This is a genomic window from Bacteroides helcogenes P 36-108, from assembly GCF_000186225.1.
Lineage (GTDB): Bacteria > Bacteroidota > Bacteroidia > Bacteroidales > Bacteroidaceae > Bacteroides > Bacteroides helcogenes.
The window spans coordinates 3319258-3333557 of the sequence record NC_014933.1 but is presented as its reverse complement, the minus strand read 5'-3'; the positions used below and the strand labels follow the sequence as shown (position 1 = coordinate 3333557).

At 43.5% G+C, this 14300-nt stretch carries 11 protein-coding genes; 9 read left to right on the top strand and 2 right to left on the bottom strand.

Annotated features, from left to right (window positions below; all coding sequences use genetic code 11):
• The first annotated feature begins 1 nt into the window (after position 1).
• From BACHE_RS13745 to BACHE_RS13705, 9 genes are all read left to right on the top strand, one after another.
• Positions 2-1579 carry a RagB/SusD family nutrient uptake outer membrane protein gene (locus tag BACHE_RS13745; protein WP_013548316.1) on the top strand — a complete coding sequence of 526 codons (1578 nt, stop codon included), beginning with the start codon at positions 2-4 and terminating at the stop codon, positions 1577-1579.
• 118 nt (positions 1580-1697) lie between these two features.
• The gene (locus BACHE_RS13740; RefSeq protein ID WP_013548315.1) at positions 1698-2915 is read left to right on the top strand and encodes an alpha/beta hydrolase family protein; all 1218 of its coding nucleotides are present in this window, start codon (positions 1698-1700) and stop codon (positions 2913-2915) included.
• A 135-nt stretch (positions 2916-3050) separates the two neighbouring features.
• A complete protein-coding gene (locus BACHE_RS13735; protein ID WP_245530946.1) occupies positions 3051-4622 on the top strand; it encodes a sialidase family protein in 1572 nt (523 codons plus the stop codon).
• 97 nt (positions 4623-4719) lie between these two features.
• Positions 4720-5184 carry a hypothetical protein gene (locus BACHE_RS13730; RefSeq protein WP_041579440.1) on the top strand — a complete coding sequence of 155 codons (465 nt, stop codon included), beginning with the start codon at positions 4720-4722 and terminating at the stop codon, positions 5182-5184.
• 92 nt (positions 5185-5276) lie between these two features.
• Positions 5277-7256: a family 20 glycosylhydrolase gene (locus tag BACHE_RS13725; protein WP_407707866.1), complete on the top strand. Its 1980-nt coding sequence runs from the start codon at positions 5277-5279 to the stop codon at positions 7254-7256.
• Between the two features lie 35 nt (positions 7257-7291).
• Positions 7292-8395, top strand: a complete 1104-nt coding sequence (locus tag BACHE_RS13720) for an SGNH/GDSL hydrolase family protein (RefSeq protein ID WP_013548311.1) — start codon at positions 7292-7294, stop codon at positions 8393-8395.
• Between the two features lie 45 nt (positions 8396-8440).
• Complete coding sequence (locus BACHE_RS13715; RefSeq protein ID WP_013548310.1) at positions 8441-11572, top strand: cyclically-permuted mutarotase family protein; 3132 nt, start codon at positions 8441-8443, stop codon at positions 11570-11572.
• Between the two features lie 97 nt (positions 11573-11669).
• Positions 11670-12074, top strand: a complete 405-nt coding sequence (locus BACHE_RS13710) for a DUF4377 domain-containing protein (RefSeq protein ID WP_013548309.1) — start codon at positions 11670-11672, stop codon at positions 12072-12074.
• Positions 12075-12086: 12 nt separating this feature from the next.
• Positions 12087-12689, top strand: a complete 603-nt coding sequence (locus BACHE_RS13705; RefSeq protein ID WP_013548308.1) for an outer membrane beta-barrel protein — start codon at positions 12087-12089, stop codon at positions 12687-12689.
• A 217-nt stretch (positions 12690-12906) separates the two neighbouring features.
• On the opposite strand, the gene BACHE_RS13700 is transcribed toward BACHE_RS13705, so the two are convergent.
• Together BACHE_RS13700 and BACHE_RS13695 are read right to left on the bottom strand one after the other, a co-directional pair.
• Entirely contained in the window at positions 12907-13938 is a 1032-nt protein-coding gene (locus BACHE_RS13700) for a hypothetical protein (protein WP_013548307.1), read from the bottom strand.
• A 12-nt stretch (positions 13939-13950) separates the two neighbouring features.
• Entirely contained in the window at positions 13951-14277 is a 327-nt protein-coding gene (locus BACHE_RS13695; protein ID WP_013548306.1) for an NVEALA domain-containing protein, read from the bottom strand.
• Between the last annotated feature and the right edge of the window lie 23 nt (positions 14278-14300).

Below are 14300 nucleotides of genomic sequence, written 5' to 3'. Positions count from 1 at the left end.
TATGAAAAAGATTAAACAACTTATATTGATGTTTATGGCTGTGGCATTGTATTCTTCATGCGACGCTTTAGACATGTCTCCGGAAGACTACAACGGTAGCGGTAACTTCTGGACAAGTGAGGCCCAGGTTAGCGGCTTCATGACGGGAATACATTCACAACTCAGAAGCAATTATTTTACATTCTTCCAAATGGGAGAGTTGCGTGGTGGTACGTTGCGTGAAGGAACTTCAAGTATCAACACAAGTTTGGACTATGATGTTGTAAAGGGTAATAGAATTACTGCCAGCACCACCGGAATTACCAACTGGAATGGGCTTTATTCACCCATCATGCAGATTAACCATTTCATTCAACGGGTCACTGAAGAGTGTTCTTTCCTTTCCAGTTCAGACAGAAGCTATTATTTAGGACAGGCATACGGCATGAGAGCCTTGTATTATTTTCTGCTTTATAAGACTTATGGCGGTGTGCCTCTGGTTACAACGGTAGAATTGCTGAATGGACAAGTCACCGCAGAAAAATTCTATCAGGAACGTGCTACAGCTACTGCGACTATGGATCTTATAAAGGAAGATATTGGTAAGTCCGAGACCTATTTCGGCTCTACTACCACTCTTGACCGCAATTCATGGGGTATATATGCCACATTGATGCTGAAGGCCGAAATCTATATGTGGGCTGCTAAGGTAGATCTTCCAAAGAGTGGCTATACTGCGACAGGAACCACCGATTTGCAGGTTGCAAAGACAGCTTTGGGAAAAGTCATTGCCGCGTCGGATAAATTTGAGTTGCTGGATGATTATTCTGAAGTATTCAATACTAAAAAGAATAAAGAGGTGATTTTCTCTATCCATTATGATTACAATGAAGCTACCAATGGTTATGCGTCTCAATTCTTCCCCAACTATGACTTGTTTGTGGGATCCATGTCTGACAGAAATGGTAAGTTGATTGAATCGGATACTTTGGATATGAAAGGCGCCGGTGGTGTATTCCGTTATGAGTATAAAGAATCTTTGTGGAAGAGTTACGATGCTACAGATACTCGTAGAGATGCTACATTCTTCGACTTTTATTCAAAAACCGGTGCTATGGGATGCTGTATGCTGAAAGCTATTGGATCTATCAGCAGCACCAATAACCGTGTATTCGATAGCGATTACATTATCTATCGTTATTCTGACGCTATCTTGATGATGGCTGAGTGTGAAAATGGCATAGGTAATCCGTGCGCAAGCTACATCAATCAGATTCGTCAACGCGCCTATGGTGATAACTATAGCACTTCTGTGGCTTATACCGAAGGCTCTTATGCCGAGAATGAGTTGGCTATTCTGCACGAACGTGATAAAGAATTCCCTTATGAGGGCAAGCGTTGGTTTGATGTTGTCAGACTGCGTGATGCAAGTAAGAATTCTTTGGCATTTTCTGCCGTAGCTGGTTATGCAGATGTTGCTGGTGAAGAACCAACTGCAATAATCAAGCCGGGTTTCGAGTACATGCTTCTTTGGCCGGTTGACGTGACTGTAATAAACAATAGCAATAAGTTTGTGAAACAGACTCCGGGTTATGAATAAAAATAAGCGGAGAGTATTCTCTGTATGATTTCTTACTAAAGAGGGCTGTACTTTGCTTTGCCTATGAAGGTGAATTTAGGGTACAGCCCTTCTCTTTTATCTCAAAAAACAATCTCTTATGAACCGCTTTTATAATACAATACTTTTGTTGCTGCTGGGGTATGTCACTGCTTTCGCGCAGAATGATTTCCAACCGGACAGATATCGAGTGGTGACAACTGACCGTTCCGATGGACGTTTTATCAGTACTTATGGTATTGTTCATCAAATGTTGAAGGACATGAAACCTAAGTATGCTTTCAATCCGGCATTCACTCAAAATGATTTTTTGGGATGGCAGAAAGATGTTTCTCTGGCTATGGCGGAGATCATGTGTCACCCTCAGTCAGAAAAGCCTTGTACCTTTATTTGTGTCGGTCACGAGCAGAAGGATGGTTATAAAGAGGAAAAATGGGAATTTTATCCTTTGCCCTCTTGTGTTTCTACATTCTATGTTCTGATACCTGACAATGTCCGTCAATCATCACCTGCCGTGCTCTGCATTCCAGGCTCCGGTATGACCAAGGAGCATCTGATTGGGCGTATATCTTCCCAAAATATGCGCGCAGCTATGGCGCTCAATGTAGCGAAGCAGGGATATATTGCTGTGGCTGTAGATAATGCTGCTGCCGGAGAAGCTGCTGATTTGGAACATCTGTCACAGGTTGGTTATGATTATGACACTCCTTCGCGTATCCTTTTGGAATTGGGATGGAGTTATCTGGGCTATACCTCGTATCTTGATAAGCAAGTGCTCGATTGGATGAAGCGGCAAAGTATGATTCGCAAAGACCGGATAGTGGTCAGTGGTTTCTCATTGGGTACTGAGCCTTTGATGGTATTGGGCGCTCTGGATCCGGATATTTACGGATTTGTGTACAATGATTTTCTGTGCCAGACTCAGGAACGGGCAATAGTGATGACAGCGCCTGATGAGAACGGACGCCGTCCTTTCCCAAATTCCATTCGCCACCTGATACCGAATTTTTGGCGGTACTTTAATTTTCCTGACATAGTTGCTTCTCTTGCCCCGCGTCCGCTGATACTTACAGAAGGTGGACTGGATCGTGACCTTGATCTTGTGAGGCGGGCTTATGAGATCAGTGAACATCCGGAAAATGTGGAAATTCATCATTATGCCAAGTTTCAGATGGAGGAGGCCCGGAATAAGATGGATAAACTTCCGGAGGGAATGGATAGAAACAGTTATTATATTTCGGTCAATGTGGATGGTGTCAATCATTATTTCAAGAATGAATATGTGCTTCCTTGGCTGGAAAGGCTTTTCAATAAATAAAAAAATAATCCTATCTTTGCCCTAATTATTAATAATTTCTTTAACTAACCTTTTAAATACAACAACATCATGAAATCATTCATTTGTTTTTTAGCTTTGTTTTTTCAGGTATGCACTTTGTCAGCTAATGACAAGATGCAGGACAGCATATATATTAAAGAGATGTATGTGCCCATATTGATAGAAAGAATAGACAATGAACTGTTTGAGATACGCATTGATGCCAAGGAAAGCAAAATGCTTGACGAGCTTCAACTCACTTTTGACGAAGGTGTGAAGATATCTGAAATAGAAGCAGTGAAGCTATATTACAGCGGTACGGAAGCATCTAACCGAAAGAATGCGAATATTTTTGCTCCGGTGGATTACATTTCCAGCCATAAGGAGGGGCGGACTTTTGCTGCTAATTCTTCTTATTCCATTTTGAAATCGGAAGTAAAGTCACCCAAACACAATGTGACACTGAAAGCTGCTCAAAAGCTTTATCCCGGTATTAATTATTTCTGGGTAAGTTTGCAGATGAATCCTAAAACGTCTGTTCTCTCTAAAATATCAGTTGAAATCAAAGCAATCAAGGTAGATGGAAATACAGCTCCCTCCCGTCAAGTAAATGCCAAGAGAGAGCACTACATGGGTGTAGGTGTGCGGCATGCAGGCGATGATGGAGTTTCTGCTTTCCGTATTCCCGGATTGGTAACAACCAACAAGGGGACATTGCTTGGTGTGTATGACATTCGCTATAACAATAGCAAGGATTTGCAAGAGTATATTGAGATTGGTGTCAGTCGCAGTACGGACGGTGGGCAGACTTGGGAGAAAATGAGAACAGCCATCGGATTCGGTGAATATGACGGTATGCCGAAATCGCAGAATGGCATTGGTGATCCGGCTATTTTGGTGGATAAGCAGACCGGCACTATTTGGATTGTTGCTGCATGGACACACGGTATGGGAGTAGGTGCTGCCTGGTGGAATTCTTTGCAAGGTATGACATTGAATCAGACCGCCCAACTGATTATGGCTAAAAGTGACGATGACGGAAAGACATGGTCAGCTCCTATCAACATTACGGAGCAGGTAAAAGATCCCTCCTGGTACTTTCTGTTGCAAGGTCCGGGGCGAGGCATCAGTATGGAAGACGGCACTTTGGTGTTTGCGAGCCAGTTCATCGGAAGTGATAGAATACCTAACTCGTCCATCATTTATAGTAAGGATCATGGAAAAAACTGGCATATGGGTTCTCTTGCCCGCCCTAATACTACTGAAGCCCAAGTGGCAGAAGTTACACCGGGTGTGCTGATGCTGAACATGCGAGACAATCGTGGAGGTAGCCGTGCTGTTTCCACTACCGATGATTTGGGTAAGACGTGGAAAGAACATGTTTCTTCGCGCACTTCCCTGCGTGAGCCGGTATGTATGGCAAGCCTTATCAGTGTGAAGGCTAAAGACAATGTATTAGGCAAGGATATTTTGCTATTCTCTAATCCGGATGATACGAAAGCAAGGAGGAACATTACGATAAAAGCAAGTTTGGATGGTGGTGTGACATGGCTTCCTGCCAATCAGGTGCTGTTAGATGCCAATGATGGATGGGGATATTCATGTCTCACTATGATAGATAAGGAAACTGTTGGTATTCTATATGAAAGCAGTGTGGCGCACATGACTTTTCAAGCTGTAAAGCTGAAGGATATTGTACGGGAATAGTGGTTGTATAAGTATGGTTTAATACTGTATTAAAAACTTATTAATTCTATGGCGTATGAAAAATTCAATTGTATTATTGGTCATTCTATTAGGAACAATGTTTGTATTGCAGGCATGCAGTAGTGAGGATGTCTTTCCTGAAATTTCAGGAAAGACATTGAATAAGGAAGTCGAAATAAGTGAATTTCAAGTAGAATCAGTTTCAGATGTGTTTTCTTCCTCTGGATATACTTCTTGGAAGGATGATTTATTTAGGACAACGTATGTATGCGTAAATAGTTCTAAAGAGTTTGAAAGTAGTGTGTACCATATTTATGCGGATAAACTGCCGTCAGTGAACTGGGATGCTCAAACATTAGTGATTGTAATGATACATAGTCGCTATGGTATGGAGTATAACTCTTGCAATGTTTACAGTAACTCTTCCAAGTTTATAGTCGATGTGAAAGTCAATACCTTTCTGACGGACAATCTCTGCAATCTATTAGTTGCCATTGCTCTTGACAAGCATGAGGTGGTAGATAATGACGTGAGGCTTCAGTTAGAAACTATAGGCTTGTAATATAATTTATGTTTCACTACAGAGGATACTCTGTGATACTCTTATAAAAAATGCGAAAAATGAGAACTTATATTGTATATCTTCTTGTCTGTATGTTTCTACATGTTGCTGCGGTAGAGGCTTCGGGTGTTCAGAGTAACCTGTTGCCTCGCCCGCAGCAAATCTCTTTTATCGGGCAGCAATTTTCTATGAATAAGATACAACTTATTACTCCGGTTTTACGGGATGCATGGGTCGATTTTATTCAAAGTTCGGGTGGAGAAGTCAGGGAAAAGGCTTCTCGTTCGATAGAGGTCAGGCTGGTGGATGTGCTTGAAGGTGTAACTCTCAATGCCGGTGAGGCTTATAAATTGAAAGTTACCGGTAATAAGATAAGTGTTGAAGCCACCACTGAGCAGGGAGTATATTGGGCATTGCAGACACTTAGGCAGTTACAGGTGCAGAAGGGAAAGACGACTTGCGTACAGGGGTGTGAAGTGACCGACTGGCCGGCTTTCCGTGTGCGTGGCTTTATGCAGGATGTTGGCCGTAGCTATATATCTGTTGAAGAGCTGAAGCGTGAGATTGAGGTTTTGTCTCGCTTCAAAATAAATGTGTTTCATTTCCATCTGACAGAAAATCAGGCATGGAGATTGGAAAGCAAAATCTTTCCGATGCTCAATGACAGTGTGAACATTGCCCGCATGCCCGGCAAATACTATACGCTTGAAGAAGCGCGTGAACTGGTGGCTTTCTGCAAGAAGCATCAGGTGATGCTGATTCCCGAGATAGACATGCCGGGGCATAGTGAGGCCTTTGTCCGTACTTTTCGCCATGATATGCAAAGTGCTGAGGGGATGAAGATTCTGAAACTATTGGTGGAAGAAGTGTGTGAGACATTTGATGTTCCTTATCTGCATATCGGAACGGATGAGGTGAGATTCACCAACAAGAACTTTGTGCCCGAAATGGTGGCTTTTGTACGTTCTAAGGGCAAAAAGGTGATTTCCTGGAATCCCGGATGGAAGTACAAGCCCGGAGAAATAGATATGACTCAATTGTGGAGTTATCGGGGAAAGGCGCAACCGGGCATTCCTGCCATTGATTCCAAATTTCATTATCTGAATCACTTCGATACTTTTGCGGACATTATAGCGTTGTATAACAGCAGGATATATAACGTCAAACAGGGGAGTGACGATATTGCCGGAACCATTCTTGCCATTTGGAACGACCGTTTGGTGCAGCCAGAACAGAACATTATTCTGGAGAATCATTTCTATCCTAATATGCTGGCTATGGCAGAGCGTGCATGGATAGGAGGCGGAACGGAATATTTTGACAAGAACGGAACCATCTTGCCGGGAGAAGATTCGGAGGAATTTAAGGCTTTCGCTGATTTTGAAAAGCGGATGCTTTGGCATAAGGCACATACATTCAAAGGTTATCCTTTTGCTTATGTGAAGCAGACTGATGTAAAGTGGAGCATAACAGATGCTTTTCCCAACGGGGGAGATCTGTCGAAAGTGTTTCCACCGGAAGAGGCATTGAAGGAAACTTATACATACGATGGAAAGGAATACCGCACCCGTGAGGCCATCGGGGCAAGTATTTATCTTCGTCATGTATGGGGAACGATGCTGCCTTGTTTCTATGAGAATCCGCAGGAGAACCATACGGCCTATGCTTATACTTGGGTGTATTCTCCCAAAGACCAGGAAGTGGGTTTGTGGGCTGAGTTCCAGAATTACGGGCGATCGGAGAAGGATCTGGCTCCTTTGCCGGGTAAATGGGATTATAAAGGAAGCCGCATCTGGATCAATGACAAGGAGGTGATGCCTCCCTTATGGACAGCCACCCACCGGACACTCTCCAATGAGGTGGCCTTGGGCAATGAGAACTGTGTGGCACGTCCTCCTCTTATGGTTCATCTGAACAAGGGATGGAATAAAGTTTTTCTGAAGTTGCCGGTCGGTAAGTTCTCAATACCCGAGGTACGCTTGGTGAAATGGATGTTTACCGCTGTCTTTGTCACTCCTGACGGAGAGAAAGCAGCAGAGGGATTGATTTATTCGCCTCACAAATTGAGGTAGTTGATAAGGAATTATACTGTTTAAACAATATGAAAATGAAAAAATACTTCTTATTTTTGATTATTTTCTTGGGGCATGCATTGCTGTCACAGGCTCAATTTAAATGGAAAAATCCCCAAAACCAGTCTTTCCCTGTAATTCGGGGCAGGGCATGGCAAACTGATTTGCAAGGTACTTATGCCCGTCTCCCTTCCAAGGCTCAAAACAAAGTGCGTAAGCCACTCTGGGATCTGTCTTGTAATAGTGCCGGACTATCTGTGGCTTTCTATTCTGACTCGCCGGAAATCAAGATAAAGTATGTGGTGAAAGGAGCCAGAAGCATGGCTCACATGCCTGCTACGGGCGTTTCGGGAGTCGATTTGTATGCCACAGATCGCAATGGGCGCAGCCGGTGGTGTGCTGCAAGGTATTCTTTCGGAGATACGATAATCTATTCTTATGGCGGGCTTACTTATGAAGACAGCTCCGACAGAGGTTATGGGTATGAGTTGTTTCTGCCTCTCTATAACACAGTCTCTTTTCTGGAAATAGGCGTGAAGGAGAATGCCTCTATAAGTTTCATCCCGGTTTCTGAAGAGAAACCTGTGGTTGTGTATGGCACTTCCATTGCTCAGGGGGCTTGTGCTTCACGTCCGGGAATGGCCTGGACGAATATTGTCAGGCGAAAATCGGGTCACCCTGTCATCAATCTGGGGTTTTCCGGAAACGGAAAGTTAGAAAAGGAACTCTTTGATCTGCTGTCCGAGGTAGATGCCAAGTTGTATGTAATAGATTGTATGCCCAATATGACTGCCGATACTGCTGTCATTGCCGACCGCATTCTAAAGGGGGTAGAGATACTTCGTGCCCGGAGTAATGCCCCCATCTTGCTGGTAGAGCATAGTGGGTACACGAATGAATACACATCGGACGGCGTGAAAGCATCCTATCGGGCTACCAATCTTCAGTTACGCAAAGCTTATAATGCCTTGATGAATGCGGAGGTGGCCGATATCTATTACTTGACTAAAGAAGAAATAGGCTTGTCGATGGATTCCATGGTCGAGGGAGTTCATCCAAGTGATCTGGGCATGCAGCAGTATGCTGATGCTTATCTCAGGAAAATCTGCGAGATATTGGAACGAGGAAAAAGCAGATAATTGAGAGGAAGGAAAATAGAGTAACCTTAATATGACGACAGAGAAATGAAATACTATTTGTTCTTGATTTTATTTTTGCTGGTATGTGAAGCCTCTTTGGCTCAGAAACGGACAAAGGTGGCATGCGTGGGAAACAGTATCACATTTGGTTATACACTGGCCGATCCCAAGATGGATTCTTATCCCTCCCAATTACAACGGATGTTGGGAAATGCTTATGAAGTGGGAAACTTTGGAAAATCAGGCGCCACTCTGCTGAATAAGGGACATCGCCCCTATATGCAGCAGCAGGAATATCGGAAAGCGATGGAATTTGCTGGGGATATAGCCGTAATCCATTTAGGTATCAATGATACGGATCCGAGAGATTGGCCCTATTTCCGTGATTTTTTTGTAAGAGATTATCTGGCTCTGATTGATTCGTTCAAAACTGCCAATCCCCGATGTAGAGTCATTATAGCTCGGATGACTCCGATTGCTGACAGACATCTGCGTTTCGAAAGCGGAACACGCGATTGGCATGGTGAAATCCAATCGGCTATCGAAACAGTCGCCCGGTATGCGGGGGTACAGTTGGTCGATTTTCATGAGCCACTTTATCCTTATCCGTTCATGCTTCCCGATGCCCTGCATCCTACCAAAGAAGGAGCAGGCATATTGGCAAAGACCGTATATTCAGCGATAACCGGTGACTTTGGAGGCTTGCAGCTTCCTGCCGTTTATGGTAGCAATATGGTGCTGCAGCGCGATTGCCCTCTGAAGATTCATGGCATGGCTAATGCCGGTGATGAAGTAACGGTAACTATAGGCAAGCAAAAACATATTGCAAGAACCGGTCTTGATGGCAAATGGTCAGTTGTCCTTCGTCCTCTGAAGGTTGGTTCACCCTATATGATGACTATATCCACGGTTGGACGAAAGTTGGTTTACAATAATATTCTGGCAGGTGAGGTATGGTTATGCTCCGGACAGTCCAATATGGAATTCCGCTTGAATAATGCTTTAACGGCAAAGGCGGATATTCCGGAGGCCGTTAATGAGAATATCCGTTTGTTCGATATGAAAGGCCGTTGGGCGACCAATGCGGTGGAATGGGATGCATCCGTACTCGATTCTTTGAATCATCTTCAGTATTACAAACCTGCGGAATGGAAAAAATGTTCTCCTGCAGTAGCCGGAAACTTTTCTGCGGTTGCTTATTATTTCGGCAAGATGTTGCAGGACAGCTTGAAGGTTCCCGTAGGGCTGATATGCAATGCTGTGGGAGGTTCGCCCACAGAGGCGTGGATAGATCGCAGCAGTCTGGAACATGAATTTCCGGCTATTTTGCGCGACTGGACCCGGAATGATTTTATCCAGGATTGGGTTCGTGGGCGTGCTGCTTTGAACATAAAGAAATCAACGGACAAGCAACAACGCCATCCGTATGAGCCTTGTTATTTGTATGAAGCCGGCATTCGTCCTTTGGAACAATTTCCGTTGAAAGGGGTAATATGGTATCAGGGTGAGTCGAATGCACATAATAAAGACGCACACGGGAGGTTGTTCCGGCTGTTGGTGGATAGCTGGCGCAGGAACTGGGATAACGCCGATATGCCATTCTATTTTGTGCAGCTTTCAAGTATCGACAGACCTTCGTGGCCATGGTTTCGATACAGTCAGTTACGGCTTATGAAAGAGATATCCGGGATAGGTATGGCTGTTTCCAGTGATTATGGAGATTCTTTGGATGTTCATCCCAAAGCAAAGAAACCGATAGGAGAACGGTTGGCTCGTTGGGCATTGAACAAGACGTATGGAAAGAGTGGGATAGTACCTTCGGGACCCTTGTTCCGCAGTGCAGAGTGTCGTGGTGGCGCTGTATATATCGAGTTTGACTATGGAGAGGGATTGCGCAGTGCAGATGGCAAGCTCTTGCGGACATTTGAAGTGGCGGAGTCAGAAGGACTCTATGAGCCGGCAGTTGCCGAAGTGGAAGGAAATTACTTGAAGGTGTATAACGAGAAAATCAGGAATCCTCGTTATGTGCGTTACGGATGGCAACCATTTACTCGTGCCAATCTGGTAAATGCTGCCGGGCTGCCGGCTTCTACTTTCCGTGCCGAGCTATCTGTTCCTCGTGTCTGTTTCACCGATTTTCGGCAGATGCGAGGTTTTCCCTCTTGGAATAAAGACTTTTCTCAAGGTGTTTCCGCTTGTTTTGCGGGTATTGCCGGTGGAAAGCTGTTGATGGCAGGTGGTTGCAACTTCCCCGGGATACCGGCAAAAGATGGTGGAGAGAAAAAGTTCTATCAAGATATTTATGTGGCGGATATAACAGCCGATTCTGCATTTCATTGGAAAAAGGCCGGGCGATTGCCGTGCCCGATGGCGTATGGTGTATCGGTTTCTACCCCGGAGGGCATTATTTGTGCGGGTGGCATGAACAAGAACGGCGCTCTGAACAAAGTATTCCGTCTTCGCTTGAAAGGAAACAGCACGGAGATGGAACCGCTACCCGATCTGCCTTGTCTGCTGGATAATATGACCGGCGCTCTATGGGGTAATCTGCTGTATATTGCCGGTGGAAATAAAAACGGCACTCCTTGCAATGATTTATATTGTCTGGATTTGGACAGCCTTTCGGCAGGTTGGAAGCGGCTTCCCGATTTTCCAGGTACTCCTCGCATACAGCCGGTCAGCGCCGTTATGCTTGATATGTCCGGTAAACCCTCTTTCTGTTTATGGGGAGGCTTTGCCGCTTCCAAAGGCAATCGTCCGGCTTCATTGTCAGTCGATGGCTATGCCTATTCGCCTGCTTCGGGGCAATGGAAAGTGTTACCGGCTCCCATAAATGCCGATGGCGATACGGTATCTTTGGGTGGGGGTGCGGCTGTTGCCCTGTCGGATAGTCTGTTGCTTTGTATAGGAGGTGTGCATAAAGATATCTTTTTGCAGGCACTTCAGGAAACCATTCCCGGTTATATGACTCATCCGGCAGAATGGTATCGCTTCAATCAATGTCTGCTGGTGTATAACATGCGTCATGGGCAATGGACGGAGATTATGCGTACACCGGATACGGCCCGTGCCGGTGCGGCATTGGTGTTTGATGGACAGAATTGCTTCTGCATCAATGGAGAATTGAAACCGGGAATTCGTACACCGATGATAACAAGGATGAAAACAATCCTATAATCGTTTATGTTAAACCGGAACAGCCCTTTGTCAAAATAAAATGTATATTTACCAAATAGTTTAAGCATTGTTTTAGAAACTTTAAAAGATAATATTTATGAAAAAGCTATTCTTTTTCTTCTTGAGTACCATCTTCTGTATGTATATGGTAGCTTTAACCTCTTGTTCAGAAAATAATGATTCTGATTCAAAAACAGTATTGGGGCAGCCTTATACTATTATTGTTGCTTCTGAGTTGAGGCAAGTGGAAATTCCGATATCGGATACTGAAAATTCAGTTTATGACTGTATGGTGGTGAAAGTTCCCGAAAAGTATGGTAATAAGGAATTGTGCTGGACGCCGACATCCATCAGCGGCTTTACCTATGAAGTGGGGTATGAATACGAACTGTCTGTTGCTGATATCCATGTTCTGACTCTTGGAGAAACTTATTATGACGATAATGAAAATGTTCCGAGAGCAAGATTGATAAAGGTTATATCTAAAGTAAAAAAGAACTAAAAGAGGATAATTATGAAACGAATAATGATGGTGGCACTTTTGTTGGTTGCTGTAGGCATTGCCAATGCGCAAAAGAAAAGCGAATTTTCTGTAAGCTACGGTGTTGCTACAAGTAGAAGCGTAAACTCTTCATTGGGAGATGCTTTTGATTTCCATTGGCTGAAGACGGATAATGCTTCTTATACTGGAGCTGTTAATATGGAATATATGTACAGGTTGAATTCTCATTGGGCTGTCGGTGTGGATTTTGGTTACGAACATGCTCAATGTGATGCAATGGATGAAACTGACGCAGACAACATCGCTAAATATAAGGATGATTATTTTACTGTAATGCTTGGGGGAAAATATTATTGGATCAATGGCGCAAAGTTTCGTATCTATTCTAAGGCTGCTGTCGGGGTTTCCTTTGTAAGAGAGAAAATGACGGGAATTGTAGATTATACTTCATCTGTGATGCCCGATGAGCAAGAACTCTTTTCGGATAATGCAACTGGCTTTGCTTATCAGGTTTCTCCTGTGGCATTGGAGATAGGAAAGGATTTCTGTGGCTTTCTGGAACTGGGATATGGCAATCAAGGGGTTGTGCAGGCAGGGATAAGAGTGCGTTTTTAAGAATTCTATGATATCTGGCCTTTAATTTGACTGATTTTTTTAGAAGGGTGTCAAAATACGCTTGATGATTTCTTTTAGGCACGGAATAACGCGGATTTCACAGATTTTTTTTATTCTTTTTCCGTGAAATTCGCGTAATCTTAAAAAGGACAAATAGTAAGTGAGTCTTTGTTTTGACCCCCTCTTTTGTGGCGCTTTTAAAAGTGTTTTCTCCTTTTTATTTCAGTGCTGACAGGTCATATCTGATAATGGCATCATCGCTGTTTACGGCATAGAGAAATTTCTGGTTATTGTCAACAGAGAACATTCGGATCTTGTCACCGAGGTCGGCCTTATAAACATACCTTCCGTCCCAGTTATAGATATCTATTTGAGAGTTGGAGGATAACGCAAATATATATTGGTCGGTGCATTCTCCTTCGTCGAGGCAAGAACTGCGATTATCTCTTTTCAATTCATCTTGTATGTCGAACTTCCTTCCTTCGGGATATATCTGCTTGATTTGGGCTTTTTCAATATCGACAATGCTTATAAGATTGACCATGGAATACAGTAACGCTACTTTTTTACGGTCCGGTTTCAAGAGCCTGTTCGATGACTTGGAGAAAGGATCTATCAGACCGGTGAAGTTTTCGTAAACAATCTTACGATTGACTTTGTCCTTGCCATAATCATAAAATTCCCAAAAGTCGTTACTGTTGTCTTTGATGCCTGACCTGATAGGATCCTTGGTCATCATCAACTCCGATTGATTGTATTCATAGACACTGTTGGAGGCTATGAACAAATGTTTCCCTTGCTCTGTCTCGAATGTGTATTTGCGGTCATAAACCGTTTCTTTGGCTTCAAGAGACTTTTGTATATTCAATACAGCCAAATAGTTAGGGTAGGACTGAATAACGATTTTAGGCTCACCGTCTTCCATGAACCACTGGCTGATTCGCCCGAAGGTGACCACTTCATTCGGTCCTCCTCCTTTTCGCAGGAATTCTCCCAAGAACTTGCATGTATTGGTACTGAATACTTTGATGATCTTCTCTTCATGATGTTGCATGAGGAGTAAGAAGGTGTCAATTGCAACCATATCGGTCGGAAGCATCCGGTCAATGGGAAGAGTGTCATGCGGCAGATTTATGACAGACGGGGTATCGGTTGCCAACACGGTTATAAAGTCTGAAGACTTTGACGCATGGCGGCATGATGCCAAAGACACCATGCCGAGTAGTAGAATTAGTATTTTCTTGTTCATGATTGCAAGTGCTTAATGTTCTCTAATGCATTGAAGGCAAGAGTTTACCTTTGACATCCCGGCAGGTTTGTGAGCTTCTATAGCACCACATTCAGCTATACCTCCCATTGTTGTGGGGGCACATGAAGCATAATAATTATCTCCATATTCAAGGCTGAATACCTCATAACAATTTTTAATTGCCCATTCTGCGCAATCGCTGCTATTTTCATATTGAGCTAATGCTTCAATATTTTGAAGGACAATATCACTTAGAACTGCTTTTTTTTCCAGCTTCTGGTAAGCAACTAATGCTGTTATGACAGCAAGAGTAATACAGATCGTAATTTTCTTTTTCATAATCATTAAATTTAAAGGATTAA

What these genes read in the sequence shown, in the direction of transcription:
- BACHE_RS13695 (WP_013548306.1), bottom strand. Translation starts at nt 14,277, where the DNA reads ATGAAAAAGAAAATTACGATCTGTATTACTCTTGCTGTCATAACAGCA.
- BACHE_RS13700 (WP_013548307.1), bottom strand. Translation starts at nt 13,938, where the DNA reads ATGAACAAGAAAATACTAATTCTACTACTCGGCATGGTGTCTTTGGCA.
- BACHE_RS13730 (WP_041579440.1), top strand. Translation starts at nt 4,720, where the DNA reads ATGTTTGTATTGCAGGCATGCAGTAGTGAGGATGTCTTTCCTGAAATT.
- BACHE_RS13745 (WP_013548316.1), top strand. Translation starts at nt 2, where the DNA reads ATGAAAAAGATTAAACAACTTATATTGATGTTTATGGCTGTGGCATTG.
- BACHE_RS13740 (WP_013548315.1), top strand. Translation starts at nt 1,698, where the DNA reads ATGAACCGCTTTTATAATACAATACTTTTGTTGCTGCTGGGGTATGTC.
- BACHE_RS13710 (WP_013548309.1), top strand. Translation starts at nt 11,670, where the DNA reads ATGAAAAAGCTATTCTTTTTCTTCTTGAGTACCATCTTCTGTATGTAT.
- BACHE_RS13735 (WP_245530946.1), top strand. Translation starts at nt 3,051, where the DNA reads ATGCAGGACAGCATATATATTAAAGAGATGTATGTGCCCATATTGATA.
- BACHE_RS13725 (WP_407707866.1), top strand. Translation starts at nt 5,277, where the DNA reads ATGTTTCTACATGTTGCTGCGGTAGAGGCTTCGGGTGTTCAGAGTAAC.
- BACHE_RS13715 (WP_013548310.1), top strand. Translation starts at nt 8,441, where the DNA reads ATGAAATACTATTTGTTCTTGATTTTATTTTTGCTGGTATGTGAAGCC.
- BACHE_RS13705 (WP_013548308.1), top strand. Translation starts at nt 12,087, where the DNA reads ATGAAACGAATAATGATGGTGGCACTTTTGTTGGTTGCTGTAGGCATT.
- BACHE_RS13720 (WP_013548311.1), top strand. Translation starts at nt 7,292, where the DNA reads ATGAAAAAATACTTCTTATTTTTGATTATTTTCTTGGGGCATGCATTG.